Annotated in this window: 15 protein-coding genes; 10 read left to right on the top strand and 5 right to left on the bottom strand. The window is 64.6% G+C overall.

The window, feature by feature from the left end; translation table 11 throughout:
• Positions 1-60 precede the first annotated feature (60 nt).
• Positions 61-603: a TOPRIM nucleotidyl transferase/hydrolase domain-containing protein gene (locus tag ACIQC5_RS09170; RefSeq protein WP_400280695.1), complete on the bottom strand. Its 543-nt coding sequence runs from the start codon at positions 601-603 to the stop codon at positions 61-63.
• Between the two features lie 23 nt (positions 604-626).
• Positions 627-1,523, bottom strand: a complete 897-nt coding sequence (locus ACIQC5_RS09165) for a LysR family transcriptional regulator (RefSeq protein ID WP_400280693.1) — start codon at positions 1,521-1,523, stop codon at positions 627-629.
• A gap of 136 nt (positions 1,524-1,659) precedes the next feature.
• On the opposite strand from ACIQC5_RS09165, the gene ACIQC5_RS09160 reads away from it, so the two are divergent.
• The 3 genes from ACIQC5_RS09160 (at position 1,660) to ACIQC5_RS09150 (ending at position 5,484) form a co-directional block, all read left to right on the top strand.
• The gene (locus ACIQC5_RS09160) at positions 1,660-3,069 is read left to right on the top strand and encodes an MFS transporter (protein ID WP_400280691.1); all 1,410 of its coding nucleotides are present in this window, start codon (positions 1,660-1,662) and stop codon (positions 3,067-3,069) included.
• Between the two features lie 4 nt (positions 3,070-3,073).
• Entirely contained in the window at positions 3,074-3,823 is a 750-nt protein-coding gene (locus tag ACIQC5_RS09155) for a 3-hydroxybutyrate dehydrogenase (protein ID WP_400280689.1), read from the top strand.
• Positions 3,824-4,020: 197 nt separating this feature from the next.
• On the top strand, positions 4,021-5,484 hold the full coding sequence (locus tag ACIQC5_RS09150; RefSeq protein WP_400280687.1) for an HNH endonuclease: 1,464 nt from the start codon (positions 4,021-4,023) through the stop codon (positions 5,482-5,484).
• Between the two features lie 13 nt (positions 5,485-5,497).
• Here ACIQC5_RS09150 and ACIQC5_RS09145 read toward each other — a convergent pair whose 3' ends face one another.
• Entirely contained in the window at positions 5,498-6,958 is a 1,461-nt protein-coding gene (locus tag ACIQC5_RS09145; protein ID WP_400280685.1) for an amino acid permease, read from the bottom strand.
• 282 nt (positions 6,959-7,240) lie between these two features.
• Here ACIQC5_RS09145 and ACIQC5_RS09140 point away from each other — a divergent pair, with 282 nt between their 5' ends.
• From ACIQC5_RS09140 to ACIQC5_RS09125, 4 genes are all read left to right on the top strand, one after another.
• Positions 7,241-9,370: an ALF repeat-containing protein gene (locus tag ACIQC5_RS09140; protein WP_400280683.1), complete on the top strand. Its 2,130-nt coding sequence runs from the start codon at positions 7,241-7,243 to the stop codon at positions 9,368-9,370.
• A gap of 199 nt (positions 9,371-9,569) precedes the next feature.
• Complete coding sequence (locus tag ACIQC5_RS09135; RefSeq protein WP_400280681.1) at positions 9,570-10,556, top strand: ATP-binding cassette domain-containing protein; 987 nt, start codon at positions 9,570-9,572, stop codon at positions 10,554-10,556.
• 1 nt (position 10,557) lies between these two features.
• Positions 10,558-12,174, top strand: coding sequence for an ABC transporter permease (locus ACIQC5_RS09130; protein ID WP_400280679.1), 1,617 nt, complete (start codon positions 10,558-10,560; stop codon positions 12,172-12,174).
• 164 nt (positions 12,175-12,338) lie between these two features.
• The gene (locus ACIQC5_RS09125) at positions 12,339-13,145 is read left to right on the top strand and encodes an IclR family transcriptional regulator (protein ID WP_400280677.1); all 807 of its coding nucleotides are present in this window, start codon (positions 12,339-12,341) and stop codon (positions 13,143-13,145) included.
• A gap of 24 nt (positions 13,146-13,169) precedes the next feature.
• On the opposite strand, the gene ACIQC5_RS09120 is transcribed toward ACIQC5_RS09125, so the two are convergent.
• Positions 13,170-13,628, bottom strand: coding sequence for an SRPBCC domain-containing protein (locus tag ACIQC5_RS09120; RefSeq protein ID WP_400280675.1), 459 nt, complete (start codon positions 13,626-13,628; stop codon positions 13,170-13,172).
• Positions 13,629-13,835: 207 nt separating this feature from the next.
• Here ACIQC5_RS09120 and ACIQC5_RS09115 point away from each other — a divergent pair, with 207 nt between their 5' ends.
• The 3 genes from ACIQC5_RS09115 (at position 13,836) to ACIQC5_RS09105 (ending at position 17,612) form a co-directional block, all read left to right on the top strand.
• Complete coding sequence (locus ACIQC5_RS09115) at positions 13,836-15,563, top strand: urocanate hydratase (protein ID WP_400280673.1); 1,728 nt, start codon at positions 13,836-13,838, stop codon at positions 15,561-15,563.
• Between the two features lie 8 nt (positions 15,564-15,571).
• Positions 15,572-17,164, top strand: coding sequence for a histidine ammonia-lyase (hutH, locus tag ACIQC5_RS09110; RefSeq protein ID WP_400280671.1), 1,593 nt, complete (start codon positions 15,572-15,574; stop codon positions 17,162-17,164).
• A gap of 199 nt (positions 17,165-17,363) precedes the next feature.
• Entirely contained in the window at positions 17,364-17,612 is a 249-nt protein-coding gene (locus tag ACIQC5_RS09105) for a hypothetical protein (protein ID WP_400280669.1), read from the top strand.
• Between the two features lie 111 nt (positions 17,613-17,723).
• On the opposite strand, the gene ACIQC5_RS09100 is transcribed toward ACIQC5_RS09105, so the two are convergent.
• Entirely contained in the window at positions 17,724-17,945 is a 222-nt protein-coding gene (locus tag ACIQC5_RS09100; protein ID WP_400280667.1) for a hypothetical protein, read from the bottom strand.
• Positions 17,946-17,948: the final 3 nt, after the last annotated feature.

Below are 17,948 nucleotides of genomic sequence, written 5' to 3'. Positions count from 1 at the left end.
ACTGTTCCAGGCTTCCCACAAGCCGGGCGTACACGCCTCAGCCCGTGACGGCAGGTCGGTTCAGAAGGAGTCGATGAGGCTGGCGAGCGGCGCGGGTGCCTGTCCGGCCGGCAAAGCATCGACGAGCAAGGGCGCATACCGGATCTTGTTACCGCTGCGTCCTCCGAAGAATCGGCGCAATTGTGTGTTTGTCGGTTGCTCCCGCTGTTCCGGCTGCCGTTGGAGGAGCCGGAACGAGGCCAGCTCACCTTGGGCCTCGATGACGTCGAGCACCGCGTCGATTCCCAAGCATCGGATGAGTTCGTCCTCAAGGTCGGCGTGACAGACTTGGAACCCAAAATCGGCCAGCGAACCCGACCAGAGACCCGCCTCGTCGAGTGCGCGGGCGATGCCGTGAGATTCCCTGGCATCACACAGGCCGAGCAATCGGTGGTCTGCTCCATGGGGGCCGTAGCGCTCAAGGTACCGGACAATGCTGGTGGCGCCTCCCATCGGCACCACCGTCACCCGCTCGGCTGTCAAGTGGTGGCCACGTCGAACGGCGAGAGTCTCCACCGCCACCCGGTCACTTTCGCCCTCGACCAACACTGTCGTCGCTCGCATGGAACCAGTATGTCGGACGTTCCTTACCCCGCGCCGAGCAACTCGTCGCGTCTGGCCGCCGTTTCCTCGCGCAGTGCCTGGACGACGGCGGCTACCGCGGGGCGGCGCATCGAATCGGGGCGGAGGACCATCCAGTAGGGGAGCAGCTCGGCGAAGTCCCTGGGCAGCAGCCGCACCAGGTCCGGGTGGCGATCGGCCATGAAGCACGGCAGGAATCCGATGCCTGCCCCTGCCCGCGTGGCCTCGACATGGACGAACACGTTGGTTGAACTCAGTCCGTCGCGCATGGTCGGGACCAGCCTGCGGGGAGCGTCCAGATCGTCCACCTGCAGCATCGAGTCCACAAAGTAGACCAGCTGGTGCTGCGTCAGCTCCTCGATACTGCTGGGCGTCCCGTTGTCCACAAGATAGGTGCGCGAGGCGTACATTCCCAGCCGGTAATCGCCCAGTCTGATCGCCTCCGCCCGGTGCACTTGCGGCGTCCCCACCACCACTTCGATGTCCAGGCCCGAGCGCTGCTGCAATGCCCGGCGCGTCACCGTGACGATCTCCACGCTGAGGCCGGGGTGCCCGCGCCTCAGTTTCGCCACGGCGGGTGCGGCGATGTAGGCGCTGAAACCATCAGTTGCGGTCATGCGCACGACGCCGGTAATCGGGTCAGGCGCGCGGTCGCTGGGACCCAGCGCGCCCACTGCAGCCTCGATCCGTTCTGCGACCAGGACGGCCTCGGCACCCAGCTCCGTTACCTCCCAGCCACCGGCCGCCCGCGCCAGGACCCGGCCGGCCAGCGCCTTTTCCAGCGCCGCTATCCTGCGCGAAACGGTGGTGTGGTTCAACCCCAAGGCTTGGGCCGCCGTCGTAAATTTTCCTGACCGTGAGACGGCGAGGAGGATCAGGAGGTCGTCCGGGTTCGGATTCATATCTGCAATTTTGCACACACTTGGTGCCACATTGGTCATTGAGGCCCCGTAAATCTGCGGCAATACTCAGTGGAGCATTCCGTGTTGTGGATCACAACGCGCACGTAGGGTCAAAGAGGACACTGAGGAGATGGACATGAGCGTAGAGCAGCGCTCCGCAGCAAAGGCCGGGCACGACGCCGGCAAAGGCTCCGGCCTGAAGAAAATCGTCGCCGCCTCAATGGTGGGCACCGTGGTGGAGTGGTACGAGTTCTTCTTGTACGCCACCGCCGCGACGCTGGTGTTCGGCAAGTACTTCTTCCCGAGCACCGGCAACGAGTTGGACGGCATCATCCAGGCCTTCATCACCTACGCGGTAGGTTTCGTAGCCCGGCCACTCGGCGGCATCGTCTTCGGCCAGATCGGCGACAAGCTTGGCCGCAAACCCACCCTGCAGCTGACAATCGTGATCGTGGGTGTCTCCACCTTCCTGATGGGCTGCCTCCCGGGCTTTGCCGACCTTGGCTACTGGGCTCCGGCCATGCTGGTGGCGCTCCGCTTCATCCAGGGCTTCGCGCTCGGCGGCGAGTGGGGCGGTGCCGTGCTGCTGGTGGCCGAGCACAGCCCCAACACGTCCCGCGGCTTCTGGTCATCGTGGCCCCAGGCCGCAGTGCCGGTAGGCAACCTCCTGGCCACCCTGGTCCTGTTCGTCATGTCCACGACGCTGAGCAGCGAAGCCTTCCTCGGCTGGGGCTGGCGCGTCGCGTTCTGGCTGTCCGCAGTGATCGTGTTCGTCGGCTACTACATCCGCACCCACGTGACCGAAGCCCCCATCTTCCTCGAAGCCAAGGCACAGGTGGAGGAGTCCAAAGCCATCAGCTACGGGGTCGGCGAGGTCATCCGCAAGTACCCCAAGGGCATCCTGCAGGCCATGGGCCTCCGCTTCGCAGAGAACATCATGTACTACCTGGTGGTGAGCTTCGCGATTGTCTACCTGAAGAGCGTGCACAAGTACGACACTTCCTCGCTCCTGCTGGCTCTCCTGATCGCGCACGTCATCCACTTCCTGGTCATCCCCCAGGTCGGACGGCTCGTGGACTCCTGGGGACGCAAGCCCGTGTACCTGGTCGGAGCCATTGCCGGCGCAACGTGGCCGTTCTTCGCCTTCCCCATGTTCGACACCAAGAACGCAGTGATCATCGTGCTCGCCGTGACCATCGGCCTGTGCCTGCACGCCTTCATGTACGCAGGACAGCCGGCCATCATGTCCGAGCTCTTCCCCACGCGCATGCGCTACTCCGGTGTCTCACTCGGCTCGCAGGTCACGTCCATCTTCGCGGGCTCACTCGCGCCACTGCTGGCAACCCAGTGGCTCAAGGACACCGGCTCCTGGCTCCCCACCGCGATCTACCTCGTGGTCGCCTGCGCTGTTACGGTCGTCGCCGTTGTCTCGCTGAAGGAGACCAAGGGCATCGCGCTGCAGGACGTGGACGAGGCCGACGCCATCCGGCACGGACTGGCCACGGCTTCCGCGGGCGCTGCTTCGAAGCAGGGCACGAAGGGCTGATCTGATGGACAACACCTTGAACGGACGTAAAGCACTGGTGACCGGGGGCGCGAGCGGAATCGGGGCAGCCTGCGCCCGAGCGCTCGCCGCCCGTGGGGCGAAAGTAGTAGTGGCCGACGTCGATGCCTCCGGAGCTGCGGCGCTCGCCGATGAACTCGGCGGCACGGCGTGGGCTGTTGACCTGCTGGATGTCGACGCCCTGGCAGCCCTGAGCCTGGACTGCGACATCCTGGTGAACAACGCCGGTATCCAGAAAGTTGCGCCGATTGAGGAGTTTGAGCCTGCGGAGTTCCGGCGGATCCTTTCGCTCATGCTCGAAGCGCCGTTCCTGCTCATCCGGGCCGCGCTCCCGCACATGTACTCCAACGGATTTGGCAGGATCATCAACATCTCGTCGGTGCACGGCCTCCGCGCCTCCGCCTACAAGAGTGCCTACGTTTCCGCCAAGCACGGCCTCGAGGGGCTCAGCAAGGTCACTGCCCTGGAAGGTGGCGAGCACGGGGTCACGTCCAACTGCATCAACCCCGGCTACGTTCGGACTCCGCTGGTTGAGCGCCAGATCGCCGATCAAGCGCGTTTACATGGCATCCCCGAAGCAGAGGTGCTGGCCAAGGTGATGCTCACGGAGTCAGCGGTGAAGCGCTTGGTTGAGCCCGAGGAAGTTGCGTCGTTGGCGGCGTGGATGGCCTCCGACGACGCCGGCATGGTCACCGGCGCGAGCTACACGATGGACGGTGGCTGGTCGGCGAGGTAGATGGTTTTCTGGACCTCCTCTGGTCCCGCCCGCTTGCCGCGAGGTGACAGATAGCCCCCTTGTTTCTGCGGAACGAGGGGGTTATCTGTCGTGTCGGTGTGTGCTGATTTTGTCACCCGGCCGGGGGCCTTTCGGGTTTTCCACATAGGCGAATTGGGGCCTGATGTGGGCCGGTGCTTGCTGGCAGAGTGATTCCCATGGATGGGATTGGGGAGGCGAGCACAGTGATTACGACGTTGCCTGATCCTGATCCCGTATCAGACGGGCTGGAGGACCCGGACCAAGCTCGCCGCGCCGCAGTTGAGGCTGCCGACGCTGGCTCGGTGGAGCGTCTCCTCTCCGAGGTGCAGTCTTTCCGCGTCAGCGGAGGCAGCAACGAGTTGATCGAGCAGATTCGTGGGTTGGAAGATGTGAAGTCAGCGATCGCTGCTTTGCAGGCGCGCGCATCGGTGGCGTTTGACCTGGCCCAGCGCCACGAGCAAGCCGCCACTGGTGTCCCCTCCACTGAGCAGGGCAAGGGTGTGGGAGCGCAGATCGCCCTGGCCCGACGCGAATCACCCAATCGCGGGTCGCGTCTCCTCGGGCTGGCGAAGGCGCTGGTCACGGAGATGCCGCGCACCATGGCCGCACTGGAAACCGGGCAGCTGAACGAATGGCGGGCCACGCTACTCGTGAAGGAAACAGCCTGCCTGTCCGCCGAAGACCGGGCAGCCGTTGATGCGGAACTCGCCCCCGATACCGGAACCTTCGACGGCGCCGGAGACAAGACCATCATCGCTGCCGCGAAGGCGGAAGCCTACCTCCGCGATCCCCGCTCAGTGACCCAACGCGCGGCCCGCGCCGCGACCGATCGGCACGTCAGCCTCCGCCCTGCCCCGGACACCATGACCATCCTGACGGCCTTGCTCCCCGTCGCCCAAGGCGTCGCCGCGTATGCCGCGCTCACCCGCCACGCCGACTCCTCTCGCTCCGGCGGCGACACCCGCACCCGCGGCCAGATCATGGCCGACACGCTGGTTGAACGGGTCACCGGCACTCCCGGCGGCATCAGCGGCATCAATGTGCAGCTCGTCATGACCGACCGGACCCTCTTCCAAGGCGACAGCGAACCCGCACGGCTCCAAGGCTACGGAATAGTCCCCGCCGAATTGGCCCGGACGCTCATCGCTGGAGGGCAAGCCGGGCCAGATGCAGGGGTGAAAGACGGAGCCGAGATGCAGGCTGATGGGAGCCCGGAGTCCAAGGAGGGCAAGGACTTCAACGTCTTCCTTCGCCGGCTCTACACCGCCCCCGTCAGCGGTGAACTGCTGGCTATGGACTCCAAAGCCCGACTCTTCCCACCCGGGATGCGACGCTTCATCGAAACCCGCGATGACACCTGCCGCACACCCTACTGCGACGCGCCCATCCGACACATCGACCACGTCATTCCCTGGCACAACGGTGGCGCAACCAACCTCGCCAACGCCGCCGGGCTCTGCGAAGCATGCAACCACACCAAAGAAAACCCCGGCTGGAACGCAAGAACAATCCCCGGCGGCCGACATCAACTGGAAATCAGCACCCCCACCGGCCACAGATACCAGTCCAAAGCCTCACCTCCGCCAGGCCACGTGGGCGAGCATCGGCGGGAGCCAGCGCGTCTAGCAACCCGTGCCTGACCTCTCGCAGGAGCTACGGAGCTTTCACCAAGGGGATCGACGCGGTCTCGTCCACCAGCTCTGCACGGCGCAGGCCACCACCGCGGACCCACAGTTTGTAAGCCACGAACAGTAGGACAAGCCACGTGGCGCCAACGTACAGTGCCACGCGGGTGTCCTCGAAGACGCCCAGGATGACGATCACCATGGCCATGAACGCGATGGTCAGGATCGATGCTGCGGGCCACAGCGGCGAACCGAATTCCGATGCCGGCAGGCCCCTGCGCTTGATCTCCCGCTTCATGGCGACGTGCGAAGCCAGGATCATCACCCAAACCCACACGGTGGCGAACGTGGCAATCGATGCGATCAGCACGAACACGTCCTCGGGAATGACAGCGTTCAACACCACGCCCACCAGCAGGATGCCGCCCATCATCACCACGGTCATCCACGGCACACCATGCCGGGAGATCTTGCCGAAGCTCTTGGGTGCGTGACCCTGCTGGGCAAGGCCGAACAGGATGCGGCCGGCGCCGAAGATGTCGCTGTTGATCGCAGAAAGCGCTGCCGTGATGACCACGGCGTTGAGGATGTGCGGCGCCGCGGGGATCCCCAGGCCATCGAAGATCTGCACGAATGGACTGCCGCTGCTGCCAATTTCGTTCCACGGGAAGATGCTCATCAGCACGCCGAGGGTCAGTACGTAGAACAGAAGCACGCGGACGGGAACAGTGTTGACTGCCTGCGGGATGACCTTCTTGGGGTCGGCGGCCTCACCGGCGGTAATACCGATCGTTTCGATCCCACCGAAGGCAAACATCACGACGGCGAACGCGGCCAGGAGCCCCTCGAAACCATTCGGGAACAAACCGCCGTGGTTCACAAGGTTCCCCAGCCCCGGTGCCACGCCACCGCCGTCGCCCGTTTGGAAGCCGAATACGACGATCGCCGTACCGCCGACGATCATGGCGATGATCGCCACTACCTTGATGAGCGAGAACCAGAACTCGAGTTCACCGAAGACCTTGACGCTCAGGAGGTTCATGGCGCCGAGGAACAGGATGATCGCGAGGACCCAGATCCATCTGTCCACTTGAGGGAACCAGAAGCCCATATAGATGCTGAAAGCGGTGACGTCGGCGATGGCAACGATCGCCATCTCGAACACGTAGGTCCAGCCGGTCACGAAGCCTGCGAATGGTCCGAGGTACTTGCTTGCGTACTGGCCGAACGAGCCGGAGACGGGGTGCCTGACGGCCATTTCGCCGAGTGCGCGCATCACCATGAACACGGCGGCGCCGCCGATGATGTAGGCCAGCAGGACGGCTGGGCCGGCTTTCTGGATGGCGGAGGCGGAACCGTAGAAGAGCCCCGTGCCGATTGCGGATCCGAGTGCCATGAAGCGGATATGACGGACGTTGAGGCCACGGCTGAGCGCCGTACCGGCGGCCTGGAGGACAGTGTCCTTCGAGGCCAGCGTGGTTTGTTGCATGGTAAAACCTTCTCGTCTTTGGGAGGGGATCGCTATCCAGCACATCACTTTTGGCTGCCTTGTGATCGGTCTCACGGGTGTTTGCTGTCTTTGATCGCAGACATTGGGGCCCGGGCAGGGTTGGGATGCCCGTGATCCGTGGAAGCTCGGTGGTCAAAGTCGTAGTCGAACGTCAGATAGGATGACCGCGGACAGCTCATCATCCCGGTCAGGCATCCCTCGCCCCGTGCGTCGCCTCCGATGACATGAGGGCTGCCGTCGGACTTTATTGGGGGACTCTTCTTGTCTGTATTCCGCTCTGCTTCATTCCGTGCTGCACGTCGCCGTTGGACCGCTGCTGCTGTGGCGTCGCTGATCGGTTCGGCGTCGCTGCTGTTCGCCGCTCCCGCGCAGGCTTACGACCTCCCGGACTTTGAGCTCCCGCACGCGTCGCAGGCTCCCGTTCCGTTCGTGAAGCGGGCTGGTGACGCTGCCGGTGTGCTTGAGCTGTGGAGGACAGGTGGCCCGGCAACGCGCGCGGCTGCGCAGCTTGCCTTGGTGGGCGGTCCAGGCGCCACGCAGACATTCCTCGACGGCGGACAGGACGTCGCGCTGGCCGCCGACCGCAAGCAGTTGGTCACCGAACTGACGACGCGGGGGAGTGCAAGCGTGCGGGAAGGGGCCGCCAAAACGCTGGCCACCAACGACCCCGCGAAGATCGATGCCTTCCTCTCCAAAGGTTGGGCGGGTGCCTGGGAACTTGATCTGCGGATCACAGCTACATGGTTCCTGGACACGGAGGGACCACTTCGGGCGGCCGCTTCCGACAGTCTGGATAAGGGCGAGGAAGCCATCGAGCGGTTCGTCCTTGCGGGCTGGCGGAAGATAGCCCAGGGGCAGGACCGGGAGGCCGCATATCAGCTGACCGAATCACGCGTACCTTCAGTAACCCGCGGAGCTCAGGCAGCACTCGACACGAACAACCCTGATGCAATAGCTGACTTCCTCCGGTATGGGCAGTTCGCCGCCGCAGACCACCATGCAGAATCAACGGCGGTGGCCGCCATTCTTCAGAAGGTCAAGGACGACATCGCGGCCAACCCCAACGGCACCGCAGCCGTCGCAGACCGGGCGAAGACCGCCGTCGAGCACGCTCGAAGCACCGCAGCCGCCGCGAGGTCAGCGGACACATCGCGTCTGGTCGCGGACAGGGATTTCCTTTCGTCCTTGGCCACGCCCCGGCAGGCCATGGATAATGCGCTGCTGACATCGGAGGAGCCCGCAAAGGCCGCCTTCGCTAAGGCGGCCGACGAACTTCCGGAGCTACTGGCAACCCTGAATGCGCCCGGTGCCGCGCTGGATGCGTTGATCAAGGAAGCCCGTCAGGCCACGCTGGACCTGGCGCTCACCGGCACCCCTGAGGTGAAGAAGGTCGCTGAGGCTGCCCTGCGGGGCGGGGACTCTGCAATCAAGGGCTTCATCACCGACGGCTACGCTGCGGCCTTCACACTGGACGGCTCTGCTTTGGGCGCCGACCGGCAGCGTGTTTACCAGCTTCTCGACCTTGGAGGCGGGCACGTAAACGCAGCTGCCGACGCCGCTCTCAGTTCCAGCAGCCACGCAGATGTCCGGTACTTCCTGGAGTACGGATTCGATCAAGCGCTGAACCTCGATAACCGCGTCCAGACGACCTTCGCTTTGGATTCAACACCAGAGGTCCGGGCAGCGGCCAGTGTCGCCCTGGACGGCAGCCGGGCAGATCTTCAGGCATTCATGACCCGCGGAAAAGCCGCGGCTGCCGAGCGTGACAGGGCCACCGCGGACCACGTCGCCTCGCTCGAGGCCATGATCACCGAACTCGCAGCACTGGCGGACAAAGCAGCGCTCGACGCCCGCAAGGCGGCCGACGCTGCCACGTCGGCTGAGGCGGCACGCCAGGCAGAAGCGGCCAAGGCTGCTGAAGCAGCGCGCCAGGCTGAGGCGACCGCAGCTTCACGTCAGGTTGGTGCGTTGCCGCTGGTGGACGTCGACCAGTTGACCGGAGCAGCCCCGGCCGTGGTGCCGTGGCAGCGCGCGCCCGTCTCCGCCGTCGTGATCCCCGCAACGGGCGGGATGCCTGCGCTGCCAGCCCTTGATGCTCCCGTTCTCCCGGCTCCTCCGGCCGGCACCGCGAACCCGAATGACATCGTTTCAGTGGAACCCGAGGCTCAAATGCCCGCCACAGCGGCAAGTACGTCGACCGGTCCAAACGGCTGGACCGTCGGGCTGATTGCGTTGCTGGTTGCCGCAGCCGCCGGTGGCATCACCTTCCTGCTGCGCCGGAGGACGCCGACAACGGCAACGGCCAAGCCCGCGACAGCAACCAAGCCCGCGACAGCAACCAAGCCCGCGCCGGTGGCTGCGACGAAGCCGAAGCCTAAGCCCAAGCCTTAGGCGCACGCCCCTGGGGCGGGGTTCTGGAGGAGCAGGTGCCTCGCCAGCCCTTCCGGGTTCGCCAAGGCCCAGGAGGTGGCCGCCTGGCATGACATCCGGTGTGAGTCCCAATCGCTCCCGGAAGTCTTGACGATTTCCTAACGCGGATGGGGCGGTATCTTTCTTCACAGACGCGCCGATCCTGCGTAACGTCGGCTCCATGGATACCGTCATTCAGACCGTTGATCTCCATAAGAATTTCGGCCAGGTCAAGGCATTGGACGGCCTTGACCTGGAAGTCCGTGCTGGGCAAGTCCATGGCTTCCTTGGCCCGAACGGCGCGGGGAAATCCACCACGCTGCGGATCCTGCTGGGTCTGGCACGGGCCTCATCCGGCAGCGCAAGCGTCCTTGGATTGCACCCATGGGCCGACGCCGTCGAACTTCACCGCCGTGTGGCCAGCGTTCCCGGCGACGTGAGCATCTGGCCGAATCTTTCAGGGGGAGAGGCCATCGACTTCCTGTCCCGGCTCAGGGACGGCGGGACGGATCGCGGCGAGTATCGGCGGCGAAAAGAGCGCTTGTGCCAACTCTTCGACTTCGACCCCACCAAGAAGGGCCGGGCTTACTCCAAAGGCAATCGTCAGAAAGTTGCGCTCATCGCAGCCCTCGTTGCGGACGCCGAGGTCTACCTCCTCGACGAGCCGACCAGCGGTCTGGATCCGTTGATGGAGGCCGTCTTTACTCGCGAGGTTCGCAGGCTAGTCGGTGAGAACGGGGCAACCGTCCTTCTCTCCAGCCACATTCTCTCCGAGGTAGAGCAGCTGGCCGACAGCGTGAGCATCATCCGCGCCGGTCGGATTGTCGACGGCGGCACCCTCGACTCGCTGCGGCATCTGACCCGTACGGGGATCTCGTTCGCAACGGACAACGTGGACGTCCAGGCCCTCGCTAATCTTTCCCAAGTACACGACCTCACCCTGGCCGCCGGCAGGGTCAAGTTCAGTGCCGACTCGGACCGCGTCCATGAAATCCTGCCGCTCCTTGGCAGCCTTGGCGTGCAGGGTCTCCTGGTCGCTCCACCGTCGCTTGAAGAGTTGTTCCTCCGGCATTACGGCGTTGCCCTTCCACCCCAGACAGAGGAAGCGAAGTCCGACGGCGGCACTCACCATCGGCACCGCCGCCCACCCGCCCGGACGGGCCATTGAGATGAGCCGTTTCCTTGACCTGTACTGGCAGCGGCTCCGCCGTGACCGGTGGCAACTTCTGAGCTGGGTTGTATCGATCGGTGCGCTCGCGCTGTTTGCAACAACCGCGGTGGCTTCGGCGTACGGTGACGATGCTTCCCGTGCCGAGATCCTGCATGTCGCAACGGCAACTCCCGCCATCTTGATTCTCCGCGGGCTTGTTCGCGGCCCGGCGCTGGATGCGTTCACGTTCTTCCAGATCTTCGCTTTCATCGGAGTACTTGCCGGACTGATGAACACGTTCATGGCCGTGCGGCATACGCGCGCCGAAGAAGAAACCGGCCGGGCTGAGCTTGTCGCGGCCACAGCGGCCGGTCGGTGGATGCCCTTGGCGGCGACTGTGACTCATGGGCTCGTGGCGAACGTGCTGGTGGCCGCGGCTGTCATGTTCGGTTTTATCGCCGGCGGGCTCGATGCCGCCGGCTCCCTTGTGGCCGGCCTTGCGACAGGAGTCATTGGGTTGGCGTTCCTTGCGGTTGGACTGCTGGCATCCGAGTTCATGAGTACCTCACGTGGGGCAAACGGTGCCGCGGCAGGGCTGGTGGTGGCTGCCTATCTTCTGCGCGGTTTCGGCGACGCGACCGGCGAGGTCAGCCAGGACGGACTCACTGTCACGGCGGCGTGGCCGAGCTGGGTATCGCCGATCGGCTGGGGACAGCAGACGTTTGCCTACACAGGAAACCGATGGTGGCCCTTGCTGTTGCCGCTGGGTCTTGGCGTCGTATGCGTCGCCCTGACCGCCGTCGTGATGTCCAGGCGCGACGTTGGCGCCAGCGTGCTGGCGGGACGGCGAGGCCGCGCGGACGCCCGCCGCTCGCTCCGTGGGCCCTTCGCTCTGGCACTCCGTCTCCAGCAGGGTGCGATCGCCAGTTGGTGCATTGGCGGGTTCATCGCGGGCCTGCTCACCGGGGCGCTCGGGGCTGCCATCCAGCAGGTCAGCATCACAAATTCCTCCGTCACAGCCATTCTGAGAGCCATGATTGAGGCGCAAGGAACAACAATGGCGCAGTTGCTCATTGCTGTTTTGTTCGAAATCGGCGGCATCCTTGCGGCGGCCTGCGGACTCCAGGCCGTTCTGCGGTTGAGGCAGGAAGAAGTGGCAGGCACCGCCGAACTGGTCCTTTCGGAGCCGCTGGGACGTGTCCGGTGGTTCGGGAGCTTCCTCGGCCTTGGCGCGGCCTCGGTGGTCCTCGTGATGGTGTTCGCGGCGTTGGGTGCCTGGTATTCCTTACTGGTCTCCGGCGAATCAGCCGTGGGCAATGTATGGGAAACAGCTCTGGCCCAGATCCCGGCTGCGTTGCTCTACTTGGCGTTGCCGGCTGCGGTTTTCGTCGTTGTTCCCCGGGCTACTGTGCCGATCGGCTGGGCGTTGCTGGCCTTGGGCGTCGTGCTGGGTGTCTACGGCGGAATGCTGGGGTTCGATAAGTCACTCAGGGACCTTTCGCCCTTCACTCACACGCCTGTGGTCACCAGCTCCGGAACCGATTGGAGCGGCGGGTTCTGGATGTTGGGGATTGGGGCGGCGCTGGTGTTGTTCGCGCTCGTGGCCGTACGGCGTCGGGAGGTTGGTACGGCCTGAGCTGCCGCCGGATGATCGTGGCCGGCGGTCCAAGTCTGGTATTCCGGACACGCCTCTTGTGAAGTGGCATGGCGCCCACCCCTCCAAGGGTGCACGCTTAAGTACGGGATACCGGACAGCGTGCTTTCCGGTGCCCGCTCCAGCACCACGAGCAGCGAGGAATCATGACAACGACGCCATTGGCACCAGGCAAGGCCACGTCCAAGGTCCCTGCCGCCGAAAATACGCTGCGCATCCTGAAACTGTTGGCCTCGCGCCGCGGTCCCATGGCGGCGTCGAACATTGCAACGGCGCTCGGTTTGCCGCGCTCAAGCGTTTACCACCTGCTCGGCGTGATGGAAGCGAACGGCTTCGTTCTGCACCTGCACGAGGAGCAGCGCTATGGGCTGGGCATCAGCGCTTTTGAGCTCAGCTCCGCCTATTCGAGGCAGGAGCCGCTGTCCCGGCTGGGACGGCCCATGCTTGCCTCGTTGGTTGACGCGATCGGCGAAAGCGCGCACTTGGCCGTGCTCCACGGCCGCGATGTCCTCTACATCGTGGAGGAGCGTGCCAAGAACCGCCCGAGCCTGGTGACCGACGTCGGCGTCCGCCTGCCCAGCCACCTCACCGCGTCTGGTCGCGCGATCCTGGCTGCCTTGCCCAAGTCGCAAGTCCGGGCCTTGTACCCGAACGCAGCCGCCTTCACGTCCCGGCACGAGGTCGAATCCCCCATCATGAAGTACTCGGCGCTGTCCTCGCATCTGGATCAGGTACGACAGCGCGGCTACGCCACGGAAAACGGCGAAATCACGCCGGGATTCGGCTCCATCGCCGCCGCCGTGACCGACCATTTGGGATGGCCGACGGCGGCAGTCGCCGTCACGTTCATCGAGGACAAAGTGCCGGCTGAGCAATGGCCGAAACTCGCTGCCCGCATCCAAAAAGCGGCTGACGAGTTGTCAGTCCGCATCCACGGCCGCCCGGCGGGCTAATCCGTTCGCATACTCCGTATGAGCCTATTCTCCACTCGGCTTCGGTCCGCCTGGCCCCGAGGCTTCGCGCTCGACGAGTTTGCGGAAGGTCTCCAGCTCACCGCGGAAGCTGCCCCGGTAGGATCCCATGGCGAAAAGCCGCGCGAAGATCGCCGAGACGAATCCTCGGGTCTCGAACTCCTGGTTGATGCGCGTGCCCCCGCCCTCGGCGGCAAACCTCACATCTGACTCGCCCTTCAGGATCGCATTGCCGAACCGTGTGCGGAGGTGCCAAGGCCGCTCGACGGCAAGGATTTCGGTGGGGCTGGCCATTCGCCCGAACCACACTGTGTAGCGGCTGCCCGCCTGGTCGATTGAGCCGATGCGGTCGGTCACGCGGGTGACTCCGCCGATCCATTCAGGGAACCGGTCCGGGTCCGTCCAAGCCGCGAAGACGTGCTCGGGCGGCGCCGCGACGAGCGTCGTCACTCGGAACGTTGCCATGGGTCCAGCATGCGCTCAATGTAGCGCGAATGCGAGGGGTGGCGATGCTGTACCACCGCGCCTGGCCGGGGGATCGCAGCCGGAAGGCGTGCGTCTGTAATCCCGGACAGCACCCTTCAAAAAGCCGTTCCGGCGGCGCAATAAAGGGGCTTTAGTAGAAGCAGAAGATCTTTCCACCACACACTTCCCACAGACGAAGGAGTCATCATGGCACCCGCCGATTTCACTACTGGTGCCCGTCCGGTTAAGGCCGCTCGGGGTACTTTGCTTACTGCCAAGTCGTGGCAGACTGAGGCGCCGTTGCGCATGTTGATGAATAACCTTGATCCTGAGGTTGCTGAGCGTCCTGATGATTTGGTGGTGTATGGGGGTACGGGTCGTGCTGCGCGGTCGTGGGCTGCGTTTGATGCGATTACCCGGACCCTGGAGACCATGGAGAAGGACGAGACGTTGTTGGTGCAGTCGGGCAAGCCGGTGGGTGTGTTCCGTACCAATGAGTGGGCTCCGCGGGTGTTGTTGGCGAACTCGAACCTGGTGGGGGATTGGGCGACGTGGCCTGAGTTCCGTCGCCTCGAGGCTGAGGGTTTGATGATGTATGGGCAGATGACGGCCGGGTCCTGGATTTACATCGGTACCCAGGGCATTTTGCAGGGCACGTATGAGACGTTCGCGGCGGTGGGTAACAAGCTCGCTGCGGAGGGCCGGCACCCGGCCCCGGCTGCCGGGGGTTCCACCGAGGGCCCGCTGGCGGGGACGCTGACCTTGACCGGTGGTTGCGGTGGCATGGGTGGTGCGCAGCCGCTGGCCGTGACCCTGAACGATGGCGCGTGCTTGATTGTGGACGTCGATGAGTCCCGTTTGCGCCGCCGGGTGGGCAAGCGCTACCTGGATGAGGTTGAGACGGATCTGGACACCGCGATCGCGAAGGTCCAGGCGGCGAAGGCCGAGCGTCGTGGTTGGTCTGTGGGTTATGTTGGCAACGCTGCGGAGGTCTTCCCGGAATTGCTGCGCCGGCACAAGGCCGGGGACGTGAGCTTTGATGTGGTCACCGACCAGACCAGTGCCCATGACCCGTTGTCTTACCTGCCCGAGGGCATTACCGTGGCGGAGTGGCACGCCGAGGCCGAGGCTGACCCGGAGGGGTTCACGAAGAAGGCCCAGGCTTCGATGGCCAAGCATGTCCAGGCGATGGTGGAGTTCCAGGATGCCGGGGCTGAGGTGTTTGATTACGGTAACTCGATCCGTGATGAGGCACGCAAGGGCGGTTATGACCGGGCGTTCGAGTTCCCCGGGTTCGTTCCGGCGTATATCCGGCCGCTCTTCTGCGAGGGCCTGGGCCCGTTCCGCTGGGTGGCATTGTCGGGGGATCCGGAGGATATCCGGGTCACGGATGAGGCGATCAAGGAGTTGTTCCCGGAGAACACGCACTTGCATAAGTGGATTGATGCGGCGCAGGAGCGGGTGGAGTTCGAGGGTTTGCCGGCGCGTATTTGCTGGCTTGGGTACGGCGAACGGCACAAGGCCGGGCTGCTGTTCAACCAGTTGGTCGCCGAGGGCAAGGTCAAGGCCCCGATCGTGATCGGCCGTGATCACCTGGACTCAGGCTCGGTGGCGTCCCCGTACCGGGAGACCGAGGCCATGAAGGATGGTTCGGACGCGATTGCTGACTGGCCGTTGCTGAACGCGTTGACTGCGGCGTCTTCGGGGGCGACGTGGGTGTCGATCCATCATGGTGGGGGTGTGGGCATTGGTCGGTCCATCCACACCGGGCAGGTCTCGGTTGCTGATGGCACCGAGCTCGCAGCCCAGAAGCTCGAACGGCTCCTGACCAACGATCCCGGCATGGGCGTGATCCGCCACGCCGACGCGGGCTACGACCGCGCTATCGAGGTCGCCAACGAACGCGGCGTCCGCATCCCCATGAACGAGAAGTAGGCAACAAAGTGACTATTACTACCCACGAACCCCTGACCGTTACCCTCGGTTCCAGTGGCGTGACCCCGGAAGACGTCGTCGCCGTCGCACGCCATGACGCCAAGGTGACCATCTCCCAGGAAGCCCTGGACAACGTTGCCAAGGTCCGGGCACACATCGACAGCCTCGCCACGAGCGACGTCCCCGCTTATGGCATCTCCACGGGCTTCGGTGCGCTGGCCAACCGCCACATCCCCAACGACCTCCGCACGCAGCTGCAGAAGTCGCTCATCCGCAGCCACGCTGCAGGCATGGGCCCGGCTGTCGAACGCGAAGTGATCCGCGGCATCATGTTCCTCCGCGCCAAGACCCTGGCATCCGGCCGCACGGGCGTCCGTCCCGTGGTCCTGCAGACCATGGTTGACGTCCTGAACGCCGGAATCACCCCGCTGGTGCGCGAATTCGGCTCGCTGGGTTGCTCCGGGGACCTCGCGCCGTTGTCCCACTGCGCCCTGGTGCTCATGGGCGAAGGCGAAGCAACGGGTCCCGACGGCGAGCTGTACGGCGTTCCGGGCAAGGCAACGGTCGCTGAGCTGCTGGCGCAGCACGGCATCGAGCCGGTCACCCTCGCGGAGAAGGAGGGCCTTGCCCTCGTCAACGGCACCGAAGGCATGCTCGGCATGCTGCTGATGGCCATCGCTGACATTCGTCTGTTGCTCGCGACGGCGGACGTCACTGCGGCGCTGAGCGTCGAGGCATTGCTGGGCACGGACCAGGTCTTCCTGCCGGAACTGCACGCAGCCCTGCGACCCCACCCGGGTCAGGCTGCCAGCGCAGACAACATGCTGCGCGTGCTGTCCAACTCGCCGATTGTCGCGTCCCACCGGATTAACGACACCAAGGTGCAGGACGCCTACTCGCTGCGTTGCGCCCCGCAGGTTGCAGGCGCTGTCCGCGACACCGTGGACCACGCCGCACTGGTGGCTTCCCGCGAACTCGCCGCCGCGATCGACAACCCGGTGGTCCTCCCCGACGGCCGCGTCACGTCCAACGGCAACTTCCACGGCGCCCCCGTGGCCTATGTCCTGGACTTCCTGGCGATCGCCGTCGCGGACCTCTCCTCGATCGCGGAGCGCCGCACGGACCGCATGCTGGACCCCGCACGCTCGCACGGACTCCCGGCCTTCCTGGCCGCTGACCCCGGCGTGGACTCCGGCCTCATGATCGCCCAGTACACGCAGGCCGGCCTGGTCTCGGACAACAAGCGACTGGCCGTCCCGGCATCGGTGGACTCCATCCCGAGCTCCGCCATGCAGGAAGACCACGTGTCCATGGGTTGGCACGCCGCCCGCAAGCTGCGTAAAGCCGTGGAGAACCTCCGCCGCGTCCTGGCCGTGGAGCTGGTCACCAGCGCCCGGGCCATCGACATGCGTACGCAGATGTCCGACGGCGAACTCACCCCGGGTCCTGCCGGCACGGCAGTGCTTGAGGTGCTTCGCGAAGTGGTCCAGGGACCGGGTACCGACAGGTTCCTGTCGCCGGAACTGGAAGCGGCTGACCGTTTGGTTGGCTCAGGCGCGGTCCGTGCGGCCGCCGAATCCGCCGTCGGGATTTTGGCCTGACGTCGAATAAAGCGCTCATTTACTGAGCAGATTTGTCATGCCCCGGAAATTGTTCGCAACGCAATCTCCGGGGCGTGGCAAATGTAGTAGAACTTATGGTGTACGTCACGTCCACGCCAACGATGTCGTGGGCTTGACGGGCAACCGTTCAATAACTCAATACACATACAGAGAACATCCACAAAGGGGTAGAAGTTCAATGAAGGCACGCGGAGCAGTCCTGTCCAGGCGAAACGCTCACTCGGCTACGGTTTCCGACTGGAAAACGCTGAAGGTTGGCGAGAGGGTCGAAGTGGTCAAATACGCCCACGTGATCGCAGCAGGGCTGGTCGAGGAAATCTCCAGCAGTGGAAACGTGGTGTGGCTTGAGCATTCAGGGCCCGGTGTCACCGAGGAAGGCAAGGAACTGTTCATGAAGTCCGACGGCGTGACTATCCGCCGGGCATAGGTGGGGTCCCGCAGGGTACTTCGAAGAACACAACAAAAAACCGGGGCCATGGCCCCGGTTTTTTGCGTCGCTGCTGTTGCTAACTACGCAGTTGCCAATCGGCAGCTGCTGCTAGGCAGCGAGAACTTCGTGGGTCTGGCCGAAGGGAACGGATTCGTCCAGTGCCACGGTGTAGGTGCCGGGCTCGTGCCGGGTCACCAGAATGCCGCAGCTTGCGTCGGCAGCTGCACTCTCGATCAGCGTGTCCACGGCGCGGTCGAGTCCGTCATGGATCTCGTCCGCGCGCTCAAAGGACAAGCGGATTTCGCGTTCTTCAGTCATTACAGCGGTCATGTT

This window comes from Paenarthrobacter sp. NPDC092416 (assembly GCF_044755025.1).
GTDB lineage: Bacteria > Actinomycetota > Actinomycetes > Actinomycetales > Micrococcaceae > Arthrobacter.
Note: the sequence above shows the minus strand (reverse complement) of the source record. Positions and strands in the feature narration are given on the sequence as shown.